The 17,172-nt window shown below is 53.1% G+C and carries 16 protein-coding genes; all 16 read right to left on the bottom strand.

Annotated elements, in window-relative coordinates; all coding sequences use genetic code 11:
- Nucleotides 1-606 precede the first annotated feature (606 nt).
- The gene (locus JW984_06865; protein MBN1572905.1) at nucleotides 607-1,290 is read right to left on the bottom strand and encodes an acetate--CoA ligase family protein; all 684 of its coding nucleotides are present in this window, start codon (nucleotides 1,288-1,290) and stop codon (nucleotides 607-609) included.
- 93 nt (nucleotides 1,291-1,383) lie between these two features.
- Nucleotides 1,384-2,118 (bottom strand): hypothetical protein, encoded by a 735-nt coding sequence (locus tag JW984_06860; GenBank protein MBN1572904.1) that lies wholly within the window; start codon nucleotides 2,116-2,118, stop codon nucleotides 1,384-1,386.
- Nucleotides 2,119-2,267: 149 nt separating this feature from the next.
- A complete protein-coding gene (locus JW984_06855; protein MBN1572903.1) occupies nucleotides 2,268-2,999 on the bottom strand; it encodes a hypothetical protein in 732 nt (243 codons plus the stop codon).
- A gap of 93 nt (nucleotides 3,000-3,092) precedes the next feature.
- Entirely contained in the window at nucleotides 3,093-3,827 is a 735-nt protein-coding gene (locus JW984_06850) for a metallophosphoesterase family protein (GenBank protein MBN1572902.1), read from the bottom strand.
- Between the two features lie 130 nt (nucleotides 3,828-3,957).
- The gene (locus JW984_06845; GenBank protein MBN1572901.1) at nucleotides 3,958-5,847 is read right to left on the bottom strand and encodes an aldehyde ferredoxin oxidoreductase family protein; all 1,890 of its coding nucleotides are present in this window, start codon (nucleotides 5,845-5,847) and stop codon (nucleotides 3,958-3,960) included.
- A gap of 6 nt (nucleotides 5,848-5,853) precedes the next feature.
- The gene (locus JW984_06840; GenBank protein ID MBN1572900.1) at nucleotides 5,854-6,093 is read right to left on the bottom strand and encodes a MoaD/ThiS family protein; all 240 of its coding nucleotides are present in this window, start codon (nucleotides 6,091-6,093) and stop codon (nucleotides 5,854-5,856) included.
- A 122-nt stretch (nucleotides 6,094-6,215) separates the two neighbouring features.
- Nucleotides 6,216-7,406 carry a 2-hydroxyacyl-CoA dehydratase gene (locus JW984_06835; protein MBN1572899.1) on the bottom strand — a complete coding sequence of 397 codons (1,191 nt, stop codon included), beginning with the start codon at nucleotides 7,404-7,406 and terminating at the stop codon, nucleotides 6,216-6,218.
- 75 nt (nucleotides 7,407-7,481) lie between these two features.
- Nucleotides 7,482-8,627 carry a 2-hydroxyacyl-CoA dehydratase gene (locus tag JW984_06830; protein MBN1572898.1) on the bottom strand — a complete coding sequence of 382 codons (1,146 nt, stop codon included), beginning with the start codon at nucleotides 8,625-8,627 and terminating at the stop codon, nucleotides 7,482-7,484.
- Between the two features lie 398 nt (nucleotides 8,628-9,025).
- Nucleotides 9,026-9,811 carry a VWA domain-containing protein gene (locus JW984_06825; protein MBN1572897.1) on the bottom strand — a complete coding sequence of 262 codons (786 nt, stop codon included), beginning with the start codon at nucleotides 9,809-9,811 and terminating at the stop codon, nucleotides 9,026-9,028.
- A 164-nt stretch (nucleotides 9,812-9,975) separates the two neighbouring features.
- On the bottom strand, nucleotides 9,976-10,932 hold the full coding sequence (locus tag JW984_06820; protein ID MBN1572896.1) for a MoxR family ATPase: 957 nt from the start codon (nucleotides 10,930-10,932) through the stop codon (nucleotides 9,976-9,978).
- Between the two features lie 269 nt (nucleotides 10,933-11,201).
- Nucleotides 11,202-12,308, bottom strand: coding sequence for an alanine dehydrogenase (ald, locus tag JW984_06815; GenBank protein MBN1572895.1), 1,107 nt, complete (start codon nucleotides 12,306-12,308; stop codon nucleotides 11,202-11,204).
- A gap of 29 nt (nucleotides 12,309-12,337) precedes the next feature.
- Entirely contained in the window at nucleotides 12,338-12,958 is a 621-nt protein-coding gene (locus tag JW984_06810; protein ID MBN1572894.1) for a hypothetical protein, read from the bottom strand.
- A gap of 92 nt (nucleotides 12,959-13,050) precedes the next feature.
- Entirely contained in the window at nucleotides 13,051-14,397 is a 1,347-nt protein-coding gene (locus tag JW984_06805) for an APC family permease (GenBank protein MBN1572893.1), read from the bottom strand.
- Between the two features lie 88 nt (nucleotides 14,398-14,485).
- Nucleotides 14,486-15,262 (bottom strand): hypothetical protein, encoded by a 777-nt coding sequence (locus tag JW984_06800; protein ID MBN1572892.1) that lies wholly within the window; start codon nucleotides 15,260-15,262, stop codon nucleotides 14,486-14,488.
- A 32-nt stretch (nucleotides 15,263-15,294) separates the two neighbouring features.
- Nucleotides 15,295-16,308 (bottom strand): transketolase family protein, encoded by a 1,014-nt coding sequence (locus JW984_06795; GenBank protein ID MBN1572891.1) that lies wholly within the window; start codon nucleotides 16,306-16,308, stop codon nucleotides 15,295-15,297.
- A gap of 15 nt (nucleotides 16,309-16,323) precedes the next feature.
- Nucleotides 16,324-17,163 carry a transketolase gene (locus tag JW984_06790; protein MBN1572890.1) on the bottom strand — a complete coding sequence of 280 codons (840 nt, stop codon included), beginning with the start codon at nucleotides 17,161-17,163 and terminating at the stop codon, nucleotides 16,324-16,326.
- Between the last annotated feature and the right edge of the window lie 9 nt (nucleotides 17,164-17,172).

The raw sequence follows: 17,172 nt of genomic DNA, 5'->3' as shown, positions 1-17,172 counted from the left end.
AGCCCCTTGTCTTTCGCAACTATTTTAAGTTTGCACCTCGGAGGAGATTGAGTCACGGCGGTTGTTTTACAGCCTCTACTAATGTCGCCGACCGCGTTTTTCTAATTTGAGAGGCGCCATACGCCGCCGGTTATTGAGAAGACCGAAAGGGTTTTTAAGCCTGCCGTCCCTACCTTCGAGATTTCCCGTAGTTTGTACCTTTTAAAAAGAAGTGATTCCGACGACCTTTCACCAATAAAAAACCGGCCATGACGCCGGATGTTTGGATATTTAAAAATTTTATAAACCAACTGCCCCCCTCCCTAAAATGCCGGCCCAATCGGCGGTCGGCCCCGTGCCTCCGTAATGTGGTAGCACCCCAAAGAATTCATGTTACAGCTTGCAGCGTAATAAAGCCCTGATCTCCTTTTACGATCACCCCGCTCCCATTCCCACTACACTCATTACACCACTATCCCGATTTTACGCTCATCAAGTATTAAAGCATTGAAAACACAAAACCGCCTGAGGTAAAAGATGGATGAAAAGCTCCATACTTTGTCACAGACGGCTTTTTCACAAACCAACCTTCAGAAGGCAAAGGCAAAAGGCGGATGAAAAGACTCCCTACTTATCTTTTCCGTTCCCAAGGATAACGAGGGCGTCTACGGCGATCGGCTTGTCTCCCAGGATGATTAACGGATTTATATCTATCTCCTTCACCGCCTCGTGCTCCAGGCCTATCTTTCCGACGCTGATGAGGGCCTCGGCGAGGAGCTTTTTATTTACGGCAGGCTTTCCCCTGAACTCATCGAGGATCTTCTTGGCACTTATCTCTTCCATCATCTGCATTGCGTCGTACTCCGTGAGGGGCGCAACCCGAAACGAGACATCCTTCAGGATCTCGGTATATATTCCGCCGAGGCCGAACATGACGCAGGGGCCGAACTGGGGATCGCGGGTGAGTCCTATAACGAGCTCCCGCTGTCCCTTTATCATCTCCTGAACGAGTATCCCGCCCTTCGGCACGACGCCCGTCTTCATGATCCTGTCGTAGGCCGCTCTGACCTCGTCGTCGTTTGACAGGTTCAGCTCGACGACATTCATCTCCGTCTTGTGGGTAAGCTCCGGGGAGTTCCCTTTAAGCACCACCGGGTATCCTATCTCCTTTGCGATCTTTATCGCCTCCTCAGGGGAAGACGCCAGCTCCTCCTTCGTTACGGTTATCCCGTACGATTTCAGAAACAGCTTCGACTCATGCTCCGAGAGGCTCTTTTGGCCCTCTTTGACGGCCTTCTTAATGATGTCCATCCTTGATCCTCAACTATTCTCAAATGATTTAAAACGGGGGGGCTTTTAAACAAAGCCCCCCATTACTTTTTACAGTCGATCCATTTGCCGCAATTATTTTGCCAGCTTCTTGTTTATCTCGATGAGGAGCTCTTTGGCCTCCGCAACGTCTTCCTTGTCGTTGGCGGTCTTCGGCTTTGCCGTGGCAATCATGTGCTCGATATACTTCTTTGCGGTGGCGTAATCTTTCTTCTTGTAATAGGTCTTGCCGAGGTACAAATTCGCCGTCATATCGTCGGGTTCGTATCCCAGTTTCTTCTTGCAGAGGGTGATGCACTTGTCAAGATCGCCTCCGGGGACCTCGTACTCGATGGCGCCGAGGACCGTGTATGCGGAGCCGTCCTCAAAGCCGGGGTCTTTTGCAATAACGTTGTTGCACGCCTTTTTCATCGGCTTTACAAGGAAAAGGCTCTTCAGCACGCCCTTGAGCTTCCCGTACTGACCCGCGTTCAAGGCATACCAGTAGTTGGTGCCGGGAACGGTGGAGCCGGCGTTAATGTAAGCTTCTACGGCCTTGAAGGACTTCTCGAAAATAGCCTTTCTCGTTTCCTTGTTTGTCGTCCTTACTCCAATCTGATAAGAAGCCCTGGAAAACTTCCACGTAGCCTCCTCGTCCTTTCCGATCAGCGGCTCCAGGAGCGTCTTTGCCTCTTTATATGACGCCAAGGTTCCGGCATCATATAACTCGTCCGCTTTGGCTATTATTTCTTTGTTATCCTCGGCAAACGCCGGGACACAACAAATGCCTATAATCAGGGCCAGAGACAGTAAAACAGCAACTTTTTTCATAAGGTCCTCCTTCTTATTGAAAAAATTATATAACTTTGTACTGTATCTATCACAGAAGATTATCATTTACAAGCTTTTTTTCAGTCAAAACGATTCATTGAAAAGGTGGTGTAAACCTGGATTTACATCTGCGATCCGATTCTATTTAATTACGACATTTTCTCTTTTACCTTTTCAAGGAGCTCCTTCGCCTCTTCCATATCCTTTTTTTCGTCCTTAGTAACGGCCTTGCAATTGTTCAATACGTGTTCGAGCCTCTCCTTGGCTTTAGGATATTCCTTCATCTTGTAATACGCCCTTGCCAGATACATGTTGGGAACGATTGCGTTCGGATCGTACTTCAGGGCCTTAGTGCAGTAGTCGATGGTAAGCTTTTTGTCTCCCCCGGGGACCTCGTACTCAATGGCGCCCAGGATGGTAAGGGCCGCCCCGTCCTCGTATCCGGGATTCTGCTTGATTACCTCTTTACAGGCGTTCTTCATCGGCTTGACAAGAAACAGCGTCTTTACAACGCCCTTGATCTTTCCGTACTTCCCGGCGCAGAGGGCAAACCAGTAGTTTGTCCCTATATTCTTGGAGCCGTTGTTGAAGTAGGGCTCGACCGCCTTATAGGCCTTCTCAAACATCTTCTCCTGTGTCGCTGCATCCGTCAGACGAACCGCGGTGCTGTAGGTGGCCCTGGCGTACCTCCATGTTGCATCTTCGTTCTTTCCGATGTAAGGCTCCATAAGCTTCGCCGCCGCCTTATAGGATGCGACATCCCCCTTGTCATAAAGGGTGTCCGCCTCGGCAATATCCGCCGCTACGTCCGCGGCCAGGGCCGAAAATGAGAAGGCAAAAACCAACATGAATGTGAAAAACAGGATAGCTATCTTCTTCATTGAGTCCTCCCTAAAAAAATCTGAAACAGGTTATTAATGGATAATTTAACATTATAGCTGAAATTTATCAAGAGATTTTTCATCTGTATAACATTATCTCCCCAAATAAAGCCTCTTGCCCAAGAATTCATCCTGACCCGTGTCAATTATCGCCTTGTACACACGATCAATATCGTACGGGAAGCGGTGAAACTCGACTCTCTTCTCCTCCTCGTCAAATATGAGGAAGGCGGCCCTGGGATCGCCGTCCCTGGGCTGGCCGATGCTCCCCGGATTTATCAGATACTGAACTTCATCTTCGATATTTATCGTATCCCCTTCAAGGAAAGAGACCTCTTTCGATTTGAGTGAATAAGCCGCCACAACATGGGTGTGCCCGAAAAAACAGAGAGACACCCCGAACTGCTCCGTCATAAATTCCATGTTATAGATGGCCGAATCGGCCGAGAAAATATACTCGTTCGGATTCGACGGAGAGCCGTGAACCAGGACAATTTGATTATTCACGAGCAGTCTCTCCGGGAGTTTGGAGAGCCAGTCCCGTTTGTCCCCGCTCAGGGCCTCTCTCGTCCAGAGTATCGCCCTTTTCGCGGCGAGGTTGAAATGATCCGGCTCCTCGATCCCGGACGCCACCCTGTCGTGGTTGCCCATGATGGTCGGGATACCTCCTTCCCTCACCATCCCGACACACTCGTTCGGCCAGGGATTGTAGCCCACGAGATCGCCGAGACACAGGGTCCTGTCGATCTTCAGCTTGTCTATATGATCAAAAAAAACCTTAAGGGCTGGAAGGTTGCCGTGGACATCGGATATTACCGCAATTCTCATAAAAAGTCCCTTTTACCTTTGACACAGCCTTGAATCACTCCGCATTCCATTTAAAAGTCCCGGATTCCACATGACCATCGCACCTACATTAAAACCGTCTCTATGTATATAATGCCAAAAGCGATTCTGATCAGATCAAATCGGAGAGGCCGAGGGACTCAACCGCCTCCTTCGTCGGACGGCCCGTCTCCCCCTCCCAGTTGAGATCCTCGTAAAACAACCTTACCAGCTCGGCGAACTTGTCCCCGTCGATGGCAAGCTTCCCCTTGTAAGGTCCATCGGCCATCTTCTCGTAAAACTTCTTGGGGAGGGTATCGTCTTTTTCGGTGAATCCCTCCCTGAAGTTGTATATCCTCGACATCGTTAGCGACCTCTCGCCGCACTTCAGAAGCTCCTCGAAGTCGGTATCCCATCCCGTTATCGCGTTTATCATATCCAGAAACGTTTCGATATCCATCGGGCCTCTGGGGGCGAAGCCGAAGCAGCAGCACCCTATCACGTCTATCATTCTATAATAGCGGTTTAAAATGGCGAAGTTTTTCACCTTCGTCTTTGTCATATCGAAAAGCCCCGTCGGCTCTTTGATTCCCAGCCTCCTTGCGTTATTAAACGACCAAGACTCGGAATCGGTAAAAAATCCGTCGTGGGGGGCGACCATGTGGTCGATCCCTATGTCCGATGTGGCGTAGGCGATTCCGACGCTGATTTTTGTCCTCGGGTCGTGCATTGGGGCCTCCTGCCCCTTGACGGTGAGTGTAAACTTCTCCGAGCCTCTCCCTATCTTCTCCGCCATCCTTGCTGTGCCCTCCGCCATCAGGTCGCCGAAGCCCTCCCTTTTCGCTATAAGCTCTATCGCCTTCAGGAACGAATCGGCGTCCCCGAACCTGAGCCTGAGACCCCCCGTGTCCTCCTCCGTAATAATCCCCTCCTCGAAGCACTTCGCCGCAAAGGAGATTGTCATGCCCAGGGAGATTGTGTCAAGCCCGTAGTGATTGGCAAGCTCGTTTCCCTTGGCGACCACGTTCAGGTCGTCTATCCCCATGTTCGACCCCAGCGCCCCGATAGTCTCGTACTCCGGCCCGCCGTATTCGGAATTCACCGAGAACCTCTCGTCCTTTACATCGACGACCCTCTTGCATCTGATAGGACAGGCGTAACACCCCTTCCTCCCGATCAACAGCTTCTCGTTGTATACGTCGGCAAAGAGGTTCTCGACCCCCTCAAAGACCCCGGTATCCCAGTTCCGGGTGGGGAGCGCCCCGAATCCGGCGAGGGCCTCCACAGTCGCAGTAGTGCCGTATTCAAAGAGGGTGTTTCCGAGGCTGTTTTCCTTGAAACTCTTCGCGAACTCCCGGGCGATACCTTTTAGCCTCTTCTCGTCGAAGACCATTAGCTTTCCCGACCCTCTTACCGCCACAGCCTTCAGATTCTTGCTCCCCATGACGGCGCCCAGGCCGTTCCTGCCGTTGTAGTGGCCGAGCTCGTTTCCGACGTTGGCGAACCTGACCAGGTTTTCCCCGGCCGGTCCGATAATCGCGATCCTGGCCCTCTTTTCCCCCACCTCCTCCTTTATCAGATTCTGTGCCTCGTATGTCCCGAGGCCCCAGACTTTCCCCGCGTCTTTTATCTCGACGGCGTCGTCCTTAATCCAAATATAGACCGGCTTTTTCGCCCTACCCTCCACTATCAGGGCGTCGTACCCGGCAAACTTGAGCTCCGGCCCCCAGAAGCCGCCCGCCTCCGAGGCCCCGAGGCCCCCCGTCAGCGGGGACTTCGTGACGACGGTATACCTCGGTATTGCGGGGCCGGAGTTTCCGGTGAGCGCCCCGGTCGCGAAAATGATCGGGATCTCTTCGGATAAGGGATCGAGGCCCGGGGCTGTCTCCCTCAATAGGTAATAAAGGGCGAGGCTCCTCCCGCCGAGGTATTTCCTGATGAAGCCGTCTTCGAGACTCTCCACTCTGCTTGTTTCTTCGGTAAGATTTACCCGCAATACTTTATTCAAGTATCCCCCGTTCATAAACGTCTATCCCCCTGCGGAGATAGGATAGAAATCCACCTCATCGCCATCTGAAACGGTATCATTGAAAGTTCGGGAAGATTCCATGGGAGTGCCGTTGATTAGGACCTGGCCCACCTCTCCCTTTGGAATTCTCATGGTATGCAGAATATCTTCGACGCTCTTGACGTCCTCGAACGCAAGCTCGATCCTCTTTGCTCCGCCCGTGTGCTGCTTTAGGCCGCCAAAAAGCCTGACGTTTATCATCGATAAGCTTTGACAAATATATTCGATTCCATCGAAAGCTTCACACCGAGAAATGATCGACCGATATATTCGATCCCCTCGAAAACTTCACGCCGAGGAGTGATCGATCATAATCAATAGATTCACAAGGCCTTTTTAATCTTTTCGGTGACCGTCTCGATAAACGCCTCGACCCTGGTCTTGGTCTGCTCCTCTGAAAAGACCCTGTCGTCCGTCTGGTCGGCCTCGATGATTATGGTCGGGATGTCCAACTCCTCCTGGATGGTCCTCGCCATGTCGAACTGCCCCAGGGAATAGGGCTTGCAGGACCGGTTGGAGTGGATGACAAAGCCGTCGGCGGAAAACCTCTTGATCAGCCCCTTCACCTCTTTGATCATCTGCTGAAAATCTATGTTGAGATACGCCTTATGCAGGGCGTTTCCAAGGCCCTTTACCGGATCGTCCCCCTCGATCTTCGTCCTGGCCCAGGCGTTTGTATAGGTATCCGCAACAAGGCACGCCCCGTGGGAGGCGAAAAGCTCGGAGAGGTCTCTGAGACGCGTCCATATCGGGATGTTGTCCCAGAGGAGCCTGATCTTTTCGTTAGGGACCGCGGCTATATTATCCTCCACCCTCTGCTTGAGCTCGGCCAATAGCTTTCTATAAAACTCGTTGCACTCCTTGGTTCCCCTGAGGGTCACTATCGGTGCGATAAAAAAGAATGCGTCGAAACAGCTCATTGGCGCGGGCCTGTTTTCGCAGGTGGCCAGGATATCCTCCCAGAGGTAGAGGCCCTCGAGGGCCGTCTCCGCCACCTCCTTAAAGCGGTCGTGGTCGAACTTCTTGCCGCAGTTCACCTCCAGAAAGGAGATCAACTCCCTCATCTGGGCCTCGACGTACTCGGAGCTTTGCTTGGTTATCTTGCCGTGGATGAAGGGTGTGTCGAGAAGAAAGAGGGGCACATCGAAAAATCTCGACAGAATCTCGTACCATTTCGTCACCGTGCCGCATATGTTGTTTGCCGCCACAAGGAAATCGGGTTTCGGCAGCGCCCCGGGGATGGGGCTTTTCTTCGTCACGGCGCTCCCTATATCTCCCCTGAAATATGAGCAGAGGTCCCTCGAATAACCCATCTCTTCGGCCACCTCGCACATCTCGATGCTCATCTTCGAAGCCCCCAGCATGGCGCTGTGGTTTTCCGGGTATATGGGGATAACGTCCATGGCGTGAAGCGGCTCCACAGGCCCGCCGCTCGTTATCCAGGCGATCTTCTTGGAGCCGTCTATCTCGGCTGTCTTCGCCTCCGTGTAATAGGCGGTCATAAGCTCACGCATATCTTTCGCCGTTTTGAATTTCCTCTTTTCCCTCTCGGGATCTTTTACCTTTTTATCTTCAGCCACGGCTTCCTCCTATCTGTTATCTCGAATCATCTCGACAAAGGCCTCTATCCTCGTCCTAAGCTGCCCCAACGCGGGGTTGTCCATCTCGGTCTCTATCAGGATATGGGGTATCTTAACCTCATCCAAAGACTTCATCAGACGGGGATAATCGAAGGAATGGGGATCGCAGAATTTCAAGAAGAGGAATACCACCCCCTCGGCCTTTACCTCTCTGGCCAGGCTTTTTAGGAACTCCCCCCTGTCAAAATCGGGATTGTGCTTCGCCGCGCAGATCGGCCTCTTTATAATCCTGTCGGCGATAGCCTCTATTGGGCCGAGATCGTCCCCCTTCTTTTCATCGACATTAGTCACGAAGTAGCGGTAGCCGGTACACATGTCGTCTCCCACCACATAGGCGCCCGCCTTCTCGACAAAATCGAGTATCTCCGGAAAGACGCAGAGGTTTCCCGAAAATATCACGCGGGGGGCATCCTCGTCTTTTGCCCCCTTATCGAGGTCGGCAAGAAGCTCCGCCATCAAGCGATTGTGTTCCTCAACCGGCATGTACATCGCCGCCTTGACGCAATTGTTCACGTCCCTCGCCGTTATCGATTTCGGGGCCTCGTTCTTGATCCTGTAGAGACGGGAGAGGTTGTCCCTCATCTCGTTATATACTTTTATGCTTTCTCTCAGCTTTTTATCGGAGACGGTCGTCGAGAAGTGCTCATCGAGGGACTTTCTGAAAGCCCCGAGCTCCTCGATCAGATACTTCTTTGCGCTCTCGGTGTTGAGCTTAACGGGAAGGACGACGTCTGCATGGTAGTCGATTTTCGCGTTTACCTTCCATATGTCGGAGAGGCGCTGGATCGAATCGCAGGTGTGGGGAAAGACCGTGCCGTCGACAAAGTCGAGCTTTCCCAGAAGCGCCAAGTCGAGCCCCGTCCGGATAAGCGAGCACGAGTAGCTCTGCAGGTGACCGTCGGCCCTCTCTACGGCCTTATTCTCGCCGATGATCCTGAAGGGGATTGCGCCTGCGGCGTGAATCATCTCCTCAGGGGTGTATGTACAGAAATAGCCGACGACCGGCTTTTTCTCCTTCTCCTTGTATTCCTTTATCGATCCCAAGGGATCACTGACAACACCCTCGAACGTCTTTAGAACCTCGTCTCTCCCCATATAGCACCTCTTCATTTACTACGGTCAAATCTAATCGAACACCCGCCAACCTTGCGAATCACCTCCGCGACCCGCTCCACCCTGCCTGAATCTAAGAAACATCAATTCCCCTTTCCCGCCCGACAACTCCTGACAATATTTAATCCTCACTCATCATCCTAAAATAATATCGGCAATCAAAACTCCCGATCATACCCCAACTAAGAATTCCCGCCCGCCATTCCACTCCAATATTCCTGCCCTTCCCACCCTGTGTAAAATTTTTGCCCGACCCCCCTCCAAGAATATATACCCGACCCCCACACTAACATTTGCGCCAACCTCCCGTTCAACGATTACACTCACCACCCCCCAATTAACATCTGTGCCAACCACCCGTTAAATTCTTTACCGGCCCCTCACAGGGTCTTGAGTTTCAACTTGCCGAAGTCGTCCGGCCCCACCTGAAAGTGGGTCCCCCCCGTTTTCACTGAGAGCGTCCTCAATATCTCCGGCGAGTCCTTCTTGCCGATATATATGGAGTGGACCGCGATATCGTCCCTTGACGCCAGCTCTATCTCCCGTGTGATCTCCCTGTCTCCTTCGGTCGGTCTGCCGTCGGTGATGAAGACCACGTGCTTTATATTATCGTTTACGCTCTTGAACTCCCTGATGGCGTCCATAAGGGGAAGCTGGTAGTTGGTAAATCCGCTGCAGAGACACTTGGCCGCCATATCTCCGATCTTGTTATATGACCTGTTAAAGAAGAGTTGACTCTTGGTGAATTTTGTGGACTGGTGGTTGAACTCGATGTAACCCAGCTTCATCCTTCTCCTCCTGGCCATCCTGACAAGCCCCAGAATCAGCATCGACGACCACTGGGCCCTCGTTCCGGTCATGGATGAGCTGACGTCCCTGATTACCGCCAGTGCGCCGCCTTTAAGTTTTCTCTTCCTAAGAAGCGCCCTGGGCAGCGTGGGACTCAACTGTTCCAACCATATGGAGGATTCAACGGGATCTATATCTTCGAATTGGGAGAAGTCTTCGAGGCGCGCCCAGCTCCTCGGCGATCCCCCGTAGTCCTTCATAAGGTCCTGTGTCTTCTGTACGATGTTTCCCTCGATGACCTTCAGTATAGGGCGAACGTCCCTCAGAGTCTCCTTATTGGTGTTCTCCTCCACCCTGTCCCGAACGTCATCGGACATCTTCTCCAGGGCGGGCAGAAGGTCTTTGACGATAAACGATTCGTCCGGGAATCTCTCGAAGTCCTTGTCGGTAAGCTCCGCCGGCTCCTGATTCCCCTCCTGGCTGTCCTGGGTCCTGCTCTCCTCCTCTACCGGCTGCTGCGATTCCTCTTGCTCCGGCTCATCTACTTTTTTTTTTCGTCGAGATTTTCGAGTATCTCCTCGATCCGCTCGGCTATCTCTTCCGGCACGCGGAAGGTTGTCATATATTTCAGGACGGAGAGGTCGCCTGGGCTTACCTCTTTTCTCCCCTCGAGGATCGCCTTGGCCTTCAGGATCCTTACGGCCTTCACCAAAAACGTCCTGTCGGTCAGGAGGGAGTTCGTTTCGTTGAGGTGGTAATCATCGATTAGCTTACTGAGGAATTTCATCAGCCTCTTTCTGACCTTCTGGGGCACTTCTACGTCCAAGAGATAGTCGATGGGCTTTTCAAAGAGCTCCGCCTCGAATCCCTTTATGGAGTCCTTATCGAAGATGTGGTCTACGTAGTAATCCAATACCGACAGCGCCTCGTCCCAGTTTCCCCGCGTCAGGAGTCCCTGGGATCTGAGCTGGATTGCAAACCTGTCGAGGTTGGCGAGGTCGAGGGGCTCGTTGTAGTAATCGTCCTGGGTTGGGTTGCTTGTAGCAATAGCGGTCAGAAGCGGCAGTTTGATCCCCTGATACTCCCTCTCGTTAAGAAGCCTCAGCAGGATATTGAGGGCCTCCCCGGGCGCCCTGGTGATGTCGTCGAGGACCACCATCTGGGCGGTCAATATTCCTCCCGGAAGGAGCTGCTGCCTTATCAGCTCTCCCTTGCCGTTTCCCGATTCCAATTTTTGAGTCGTCTCTTCCCTCGATATGATATATTCACCGATAAGCTCCGAGAGCCTCGTGTCCCGGTGAAACTGGTAGAAATAGAACTGGAGGTTTGCGGCCTTTGCGGCAAGCTCCGCAAGCATCGTCTTTGCCGTTCCGGGGGCACCCTCGATATATACGTGCTCCCTGGCTATCAGGGCAAGGAGTATCCCCTCCTTTACGTCATCGTGTCCGACCACATATTCGTCCAAAGTCGACTTTATCTTGGCTACGGTGTTGAGCATTGAAAAGACTCCCCTTAAGTTACTTCTATGGTACTAAACTTGACTCAACTATCAGATACCGATCTATGCAATTCATTCCAATCATTGAATCGATCTTATTTTCTAATCCCCCACTCACCCTCTCCCCTCCTCCCCCACTCACCCCCGAAATTGCCCAAGCTCTTTGCATCACCACAAACTCTGCACGGGATTTCACAACTCCAATAAAATTACACTTGCCCCATCACGATTAGACTAAAGTGTTATTATATTGGAAACCGGCTAATAAATCAAGAAAAATCTAAATCGACACACTCCATATCGAACGCATCGGCCACGGCACTGCACGTCACATTTCCATCCATGACGTTCACGCCCTTCTTGAGGGAATTGTCATCCCTTACCGCCTTTTCCACGCCCTTATCGGCGATATCCAGCGCATACGACAGGGTCGCGTTTGTCAGGGCGAAGGTGGATGTCCTGGGAACGGCTCCGGGCATGTTTGCCACGGCGTAGTGGACAACGTCGTCGACGATATAGATCGGATCGCTATGGGTCGTGGGCTTTGTCGTCTCCGCGCACCCCCCCTGATCCACAGCTATGTCGACTATTGCCGATCCCTTCTTCATCTTGGAGACCATATCCCTTGTGATAAGCTTCGGCGCCTTGGCCCCCGGAATCAAAATCGATCCTATGACGAGGTCCGCGGAAAGCACCTCCTCCTCTATATTTGCCCGGTTCGACATGACCGTAACCACATGCCCGCCCATAACGTCGTGGATATATCTCAGCTTTACCGGATTGACATCAAGAATAGTGACCCTCGCCCCCATACCGACGGCGACAAAGCAGGCGTTGGAACCCGCTATCCCGGCGCCCAGGATAACGACCTTTGCCGGCGGCACCCCGGACACCCCGGAGATCAATATTCCGCTGCCGCCGCTTATCGCCTCGAGACAGCGGGCGCCCATCTGGACGGAGAGTCTCCCGGCGACCTCGCTCATTGGGGCCAGAAGGGGGAGCGATTTGTCCGTAAGCTGGATCGTCTCGTATGCGATTCCAACGATGTTTGTCTTGAGGAGCTTTTTCGTAAGCTCCTCGTCCGCCGCCAGGTGAAGATATGTAAAGAGGATCTGCTTTTCCATGAGGCCGAACTCAGGCCCCAACGGCTCCTTCACCTTGATTATCATATCCACTTCGGCCCAGACCGCCTCCTTGTCGGGGAGTATCTTGGCCCCCGCGGCTTTATATTCCTCGTCCGTAAGGCCGCTGCCCAAACCCGCCCCTTCTTGGATAAAAACATTGTGCCCGTGGCTCACAAAGGCGGCGGCGCCTGCCGGTGTCAGGGCAACCCTGTTCTCTTCCGCCTTTATTTCGGTCGGAACACCTATCTTCATCTTAAACTCCTTAAATTTACCTCTAAGCTCTAACTCTCCTTTTTGGGCTCGAAAGAGATTACAAACTTGCAGACGTCGTCCCCTTTGGCCCTGCACAACACCTCTTTAACCTCGTGCTCATCGCCCGTGGCCCACTTGGCCACTTCGGCATCCAGCCCGATTTCGCCGTAACATATAGGCCCCTCGCTTTTGAGCCCCTTGCACCAATAGCAGTCGAAAAGCTCACAGACAAATCCCTCATCGCTCACGTAGAACCTCTGGTTCTCCCCGAAGACCTTGTTGGTTCCCTCGGCCCCTACCTTAAATACTTTTTCGATCCTCTTCCTCTTAGACAACAGCTTGAGTCCCAAGCCCACAAATCCCACCATTGCGGGATTCTTCTCCAGAGTGATCTGAAATCCCCTTCGCCCCGCGTTGTATAGTATGGGCCTCGACCCCTTCTCGCCGAATATATCGATTACACTTCCGAGAACCGCGTTGAATTCCTCTATCGGCACCTCGTTTTTTTCGTTATTCGGAGGGAAGTTATTCCTGTACTTTGTGAGCCTGGCATGATTCAGCAGCGCGTTCAGCCCGTTCTCTCCGATTATATCCTGAATCGTGTGGAGGGTAATGTGCATCATCGAGTTCGGAATATGTTCTTTAAGCATACCTCACCTCCTCTCTCCACCCACCTATTTTAGCATCAACGGCCGTCGACGGCAAACATAAACACAAAACGGCAACCGCTTTATTTTGCCCCCTAAGAGCTTCCCGGGCGCCTCCTCCTGGGGACGCGCTTTGCCATCTTCGCCTCGTAGGCGGCCTTGAGCCTCGGCACAACGGCCAAGGTGTACAGGACACAGAGGAGCAGGATCGATAGCATTATGTAAAGGACAACGATGTCGTCCGCGTAGATTCCCACGAGAAGCACCAGGAAGAAGATGATTGCGAGAACGGGAACAACAATCCCCCCCGGTATCTTGAATGGGCGCACTTCGTCCGCCTTAGAACGCCTAAGCTTGATTACCGCCAGGGCCATGGCTATGTAGATAATCACCTCGATGGCGGCGGTAACCTTGATAAGTATCATAACCCTCTCTGTAAGAAACACGTAAAGGGACGCAATTATGGAGATGGTGAACGTAACGAGAACCGCAAACCAGGGCGTGGCGTAACTCGGGTGAAGCTTCGAGAAGACCCTGGGCAGGACGTTGTCGCGCCCCATGGCGTACATGAATCTCGAGAAGTTCAGAAATCCCGCGTTATAGGAGGTCATCGACGCCATGACGCTCATAAAGGCGAAGAACCAGAGGCCGTATTGACCGAAGAGGGCCTCTCCCATCAGCATATGGGGGATTTTTGAGCCTGCGAGGAGTTCCTTATCGACAACAGACGTCATCCCCGTGATAAACACCACGTAGGTAATCGCGAGGAGGCCCACCGACATTAGCATACCCTTCGGTATCATCATGCCGTCGGTGACCTCCTCCGCCAGGGGGGTCACCCACTCGAAGGCGACGTAGAGAAATACCCCCAGGGCCGCCGCCTCGACCACGCCCATCGCGTCACCAGGATGAAAAAACTCTCCGATCTTCACTCCCGATACCGATATCGCGTATCCCCCGGCTATCAACATGAAGGTTATCATGGAGTACGAGAGGATATCCTGCACCCAGCCCGTGATGATAATCCCCCTGAGATTTATCAGTCCGATTATCCCCAGGAAGAAGAAGACCCAGACCAGACTCGGGACGTTCGGAAAGACCCTTCCGATTACCTTGCTCAATACGTGGGTTTCGGGCCCCACGATGGCTATGGCGCACATAATGTAGAAGGCCCCCACGATGATCGCGGTCCTCTCCCCGAAGGCCCTCTCGATATAGAGCTTCAACCCCGCCGCAGACGGGTACATCCCGCTCAGCTCCGAGAAGCAGAGGGCCGACAACATACACATCACCCCCGCCACGAGGATGGCTATCCACGCCGTCTGCCCCGCCATCATGTTCGCTATCTCAACCCCGGCGACATAACATGACGTGGCCATCGCCATTCCGGCGCTGGTGGCCACAACGGTCCTCAGCCTCAAGGCCCTTTTAAGTTCGGCCATTGACCCTCCTTTACGATTCAACGATTGCTCAAGCCGCACAACACAAAAGCCCGATCATATACAGACTCTCTAGCTTTTGATAAATGGACTAAGACTCCCTGATCCACTGATCGATCTTGAGCATGTAAGAGCCCAGCTTTGCGCCGTACTCCGGCGATCCGATCTGGGTGAGATAGCCCTCCTTTACCGCGATGATGAGATCAACCTCGTTTGTGAGCACCTTGATGGCGCTGTCAACATCCCTAAACTGCATATCTATGAAAGGCTTCCTCCTCGTGTAGAGTCCCCTTCCCGCCTTGGTCTTTCCCCGCTTTATCCTGAGATAGGCGTAAGGCCCGTCCGGAAGGCACGTCCACTGGATGATGCGGTCCGGCATCTTTTCTGTAAAGCTTTTGAACTCCTCGTCCCCCGCCTTGTTCATCTGGGAGAGGGCCGAGCTCAGCATATAGAACAGGAGCTTTACCTTGAGCTTCCTCTTTGCCGGGTCTTTCGGCTTCTTGGAGGGAAGGAGCAGGGTAAGCCCCAGAAGGAGCGGGACCACCTTGAGGAGAATCCCCAGCTTGAGCATCCCCTTTATCTTCGGCATTGCTATCTTTCCTGCGAAGAACTTGTTGAGCTGGCCGGCGTTTTTGAACACGAAATTGACGTCCGGGTTCTCGTGGCGCTCAAAGCCGAGTTCGGGAATCCCGTCAACGAAATTCATAACGGCGACAAGGTCTTCGCTCCCCTTCACCTCGAACTGGACGACGCTGTTGAAACCGCGGTACTTTTCCCGCATCTTCGGATCGTCTTCTACCAAGACCTTGGCCAACGGGATGGCGGCCCTAAGCATGATCCTCGCAAGGACATATTTATCGTCAGGCATATCGCCTCCTTATTCTTCTGGTTTTCTCACTACTACATTTCGTCTTCCCAGTCCTCGTCCTCTTCATACTCCTTGCCCATGACCTCACGGACGGTCTCGATGACGCCCTCGCTGTCGATCTTGAAGTGGTTGTAGAGGTCTTCCGGGTATCCGACAATGGAGAACTCGTCGGGGATGCCGACCTTCTTGAAGGCACATCCCTTGCCCGACTCCGCGATGACGTCGGCCACGGCCGTCCCCATGCCGCCGATTATGTTGTGGTCTTCAAAGGTGACGATCCTCCTGGTCTCCGTGACCGCCTTTACAATAATCTCTTTGTCTATCGGCTTTATGGTGTGGAGGTCTATGACCCTCACCGAGAGCCCGTCGTCATCCTTCAAGGTCTTGGCGGCATCCACCGCGGCGTAGACCGATGGGCCGCATGCGATTACCGTAATGTCGGTCCCCGAGACCATCTCTATCCCCTTGCCGATCTTGTAGTCGTATTTGTCGTCCTTGTGAACCCAGGGCTCGAAGCCCCTCCCTATCCTTATGTACACCGGGCCGGGCCAGTCGATGCAGGCCCTTACCGCCTTGGCGGTCTCTATGCCGTCTGCTGGGACTATGACCGTCATGTTGGCGAAAGACCTCATCACCGAGATGTCCTCGGTGCAGTGGTGGGTGGAGCCCGCCTGCCCGAAGGAGACGCCCGAGTGCGTCGCTATGATCTTGCAGTTGAGGTTCTGATAACATATATCGGTCCTCACCTGCTCCCCGGCCCTCAACGATGCAAAGACCGCAAAGGTCGAGATGAAGGGGATATATCCCGCCAGGGCGAGTCCGGCGCCTATCCCGAAGAGGTTCTGCTCGGCTATGCCGACGTTGAAAAAGCGCTCCGGAAATTTCTCCTCAAACTTTCCTATCTTGGTCGATCTCGCCAGGTCCGCCGTTAAGGCCACCACTTCCTCCCTCTCCTCCCCGAGCCTGACGAGCATCTCGCCGTATATCTCCGCGGCCGTCATGTGATCGGCGTCGGATAAACTCCATGTTACACTACCTTCTACCATGACTAACCTCCTTTTCTATTTTCCATACATCTTGTCAATAGATGCCAGGGCCTCCTTGGTCTTTTCGCCGTCGAGTCCACCATAGTGCCAGGCCGCCACACCCTCCATGAATTCAACACCCTTACCCTTTACCGTATTGGCGATGATCAGAAACGGCCCGTCTTTATAGGCAAGCCCCTCATCGATTGCACCACATATCTCGTTGTAGTCATGGCCGTTGATCGTCACCACCTTCCAGCCGAACGCCTCCCACTTCTTGTCCAGCGGCTCCACGTTCATGATGTCTTCACACTTTCCGTCGATGCAGAACCTATTCCTGTCGACAAATCCGATAAGGTTGCCGAGCTTAAAATGGGCGGCCGCCATAGCCGCCTCCCATATCGATCCCTCGTGCTGCTCGCCGTCTCCCATGATGCAGTAGGTGATCCACTTCTTCCCGCCTATCTTCGCCCCCAGGGCAAGCCCCACCGCTATCGAAAGGCCGTGTCCGAGGGAGCCTGTCGAAGCGTCAACGCCCGGGACCTTCAGCTTGTCAAGGTGCATCCCGAATCTTGAGCCGGTGTGGTTGAAGGTCTTCAGCAGGTCGAATTCAAAATATCCCTTGTCCGCCAGGACCGGCGCGTAGCCGACTCCGCCGTGCCCCTTGGAAAGAACAAGCCTGTCCCGATCCTCCTTTTCGGGATTTTTGGGGTCTACGTTCATATACTTGTAGTAGAGCGCCACAAGTAAGTCGAGCTGAGAGAGGGCTCCCCCGGCGTGTCCGCCGCCAGACCACGCGACGGTCTGAATGACGTCCTTGCGAAGCTGGTAGGCCTTCTCCTCCAATTTTTTTAATTCTGAATCGGAAAGCGGCATATCTTACCT

Origin of the sequence: Candidatus Zymogenus saltonus (assembly GCA_016929395.1) — a bacterium.
Taxonomy (GTDB): domain Bacteria; phylum Desulfobacterota; class Zymogenia; order Zymogenales; family Zymogenaceae; genus Zymogenus; species Zymogenus saltonus.
Note: the sequence above shows the minus strand (reverse complement) of the source record. Positions and strands in the feature narration are given on the sequence as shown.

Bases quoted from the DNA above. Each gene is read 5' to 3' on its own strand.
- JW984_06865 (MBN1572905.1), bottom strand. From the start codon at position 1,290: ATGGACATCATTAAGAAGGCCGTCAAAGAGGGCCAAAAGAGCCTCTCG.
- JW984_06790 (MBN1572890.1), bottom strand. From the start codon at position 17,163: ATGCCGCTTTCCGATTCAGAATTAAAAAAATTGGAGGAGAAGGCCTAC.
- JW984_06810 (MBN1572894.1), bottom strand. From the start codon at position 12,958: ATGCTTAAAGAACATATTCCGAACTCGATGATGCACATTACCCTCCAC.
- JW984_06850 (MBN1572902.1), bottom strand. From the start codon at position 3,827: ATGAGAATTGCGGTAATATCCGATGTCCACGGCAACCTTCCAGCCCTT.
- JW984_06800 (MBN1572892.1), bottom strand. From the start codon at position 15,262: ATGCCTGACGATAAATATGTCCTTGCGAGGATCATGCTTAGGGCCGCC.
- JW984_06845 (MBN1572901.1), bottom strand. From the start codon at position 5,847: ATGAACGGGGGATACTTGAATAAAGTATTGCGGGTAAATCTTACCGAA.
- JW984_06795 (MBN1572891.1), bottom strand. From the start codon at position 16,308: ATGGTAGAAGGTAGTGTAACATGGAGTTTATCCGACGCCGATCACATG.
- ald (MBN1572895.1), bottom strand. From the start codon at position 12,308: ATGAAGATAGGTGTTCCGACCGAAATAAAGGCGGAAGAGAACAGGGTT.
- JW984_06805 (MBN1572893.1), bottom strand. From the start codon at position 14,397: ATGGCCGAACTTAAAAGGGCCTTGAGGCTGAGGACCGTTGTGGCCACC.
- JW984_06820 (MBN1572896.1), bottom strand. From the start codon at position 10,932: ATGCTCAACACCGTAGCCAAGATAAAGTCGACTTTGGACGAATATGTG.
- JW984_06835 (MBN1572899.1), bottom strand. From the start codon at position 7,406: ATGCGTGAGCTTATGACCGCCTATTACACGGAGGCGAAGACAGCCGAG.
- JW984_06855 (MBN1572903.1), bottom strand. From the start codon at position 2,999: ATGAAGAAGATAGCTATCCTGTTTTTCACATTCATGTTGGTTTTTGCC.
- JW984_06825 (MBN1572897.1), bottom strand. From the start codon at position 9,811: ATGTCCGATGACGTTCGGGACAGGGTGGAGGAGAACACCAATAAGGAG.
- JW984_06860 (MBN1572904.1), bottom strand. From the start codon at position 2,118: ATGAAAAAAGTTGCTGTTTTACTGTCTCTGGCCCTGATTATAGGCATT.
- JW984_06830 (MBN1572898.1), bottom strand. From the start codon at position 8,627: ATGGGGAGAGACGAGGTTCTAAAGACGTTCGAGGGTGTTGTCAGTGAT.
- JW984_06840 (MBN1572900.1), bottom strand. From the start codon at position 6,093: ATGATAAACGTCAGGCTTTTTGGCGGCCTAAAGCAGCACACGGGCGGA.